The organism is Pseudomonas sp. P5_B2 (assembly GCF_056400445.1).
In genome coordinates this window covers 1-1,467 of the sequence record NZ_JBFULH010000857.1, presented here as the reverse complement: position 1 = coordinate 1,467, position 1,467 = coordinate 1, and the positions used below count along the sequence as shown (strand labels likewise).

Sequence of the window (1,467 nt, the reverse complement as noted above, 5' to 3'; positions counted from 1 at the left end):
CAAGGTGGAAGTGGGCATCGGCTGGCCTCGGTGCTTATTTTATGTATTTGAATTCGAACATTAATGTTCATTTGCGAAAATCTTAGCCGATAAAGACGCCCGCGGCCAGTTAACTTCGATTGAAAAAACTCATCGAAGGGCGGGTAAAGGAAAATTTTCGAACATTTGAGAGTGGGGAGATCAAACTTTGTGGTGAGGGGGGCTTGCCCCCGTTCGGCTGCGCAGCAGCCGTAAATTCGGTAGCAAGGTGTAACTGATAGATTGCTGGGGAGGGTTTTAGGGCCGCTTCGCGACCCAACGGGGGCGAGCCCCCTCGCCACAGGGGAAGGGGTTTAAACGACTTCCAACCGAATCTTGTGCTGAGTCAACAACTGTGCCAACGCTGGCACAGGTGGCTGATCGGTGACCAGGCAATCGATCAGGCTGATCGGCCCCAGGCGAATCATGGCGTTGCGCCCGAATTTGCTGGAGTCTGCCGCCAGAATCACTTGCCGTGCATTGGCAATGATCGCCTGCGACACCCGTACTTCTTGATAATCGAAGTCCAGCAGGCTGCCGTCTTCATCGATACCGCTAATACCCACCAGTGCAAAGTCGACTTTGAACTGGTTGATAAAGTCGACGCTAGCCTGACCGACCACACCGCCGTCGCGCCGCACGTTGCCACCGGTCAGCAGCACGTCGAAGTCGTCCTTGGCGCTGAGCATCGAGGCCACGTGCAGGTTGTTGGTGATGATTTTCAGGTGATTGTGATTGAGCAGCGCCCGCGCAATAGATTCGGTGGTGGTACCGATATTGATAAACAGCGAGGCGTGATCGGGAATCTGGGCGGCAATGGCTTCGCCGATACGCTGTTTTTCATCGCGCATCTGGTCGGCGCGCATGGCGTAGGCGGTGTTTTCGACACTGGAATCATAGGCTGCGCCACCGTGGTAACGACGCAATAAATTAGCTTCCGCGAGCTGATTGATATCACGGCGGATGGTCTGCGGTGTAACGACGAACAGCGTGGCCATTTCCTCGATACTGACGTAGCCGCGTTCACGGACCAGTTCGAGGATTTGCTGCTGACGGGGAGGCAGATTCATGGGGCTTCCTTTGGGCTGCCGTGCAAAATTTGCCCATGATGCCGCAGGAATCTGCTCCCGACCAGTTACAACCCTATTAGTAACCTGTTGTTGGCTTATTCAGTGCCTTCATGCGGTTCCCAGTCGCGGGTGCGGCTGACGGCTTTTTTCCAGCCAGCGTAGAGTTTTTCCTTCTCGGCTTCGTCCAGGGTCGGTTCGAATTCGCGCTCGATCACCGCTTTGCCGCGCAGTTCTTCCAGGCTGCCCCAGAAACCGCACGCCAGACCGGCCAGGTAAGCGGCGCCGAGTGCAGTGGTTTCACGCATTTGCGGACGTTCGACTTGGGTGCCGAGGATGTCAGCCTGGAACTGCATCAGGAAATTGTTCGCCACTGCACCAC

The 1,467-nt window shown here is 55.8% G+C and carries 2 protein-coding genes; both read right to left on the bottom strand.

The genetic code is table 11. The features are described 5' to 3' along the window. Positions 1–332 precede the first annotated feature (332 nt). A complete protein-coding gene (locus AC1DRJ_RS27465) occupies positions 333–1,088 on the bottom strand; it encodes a DeoR/GlpR family transcriptional regulator (protein WP_201236967.1) in 756 nt (251 codons plus the stop codon). Between the two features lie 95 nt (positions 1,089–1,183). Beyond that, positions 1,184–1,467: FGGY-family carbohydrate kinase (locus AC1DRJ_RS27460; RefSeq protein ID WP_477804916.1), on the bottom strand; the 284-nt coding region annotated here is incomplete at its 5' end.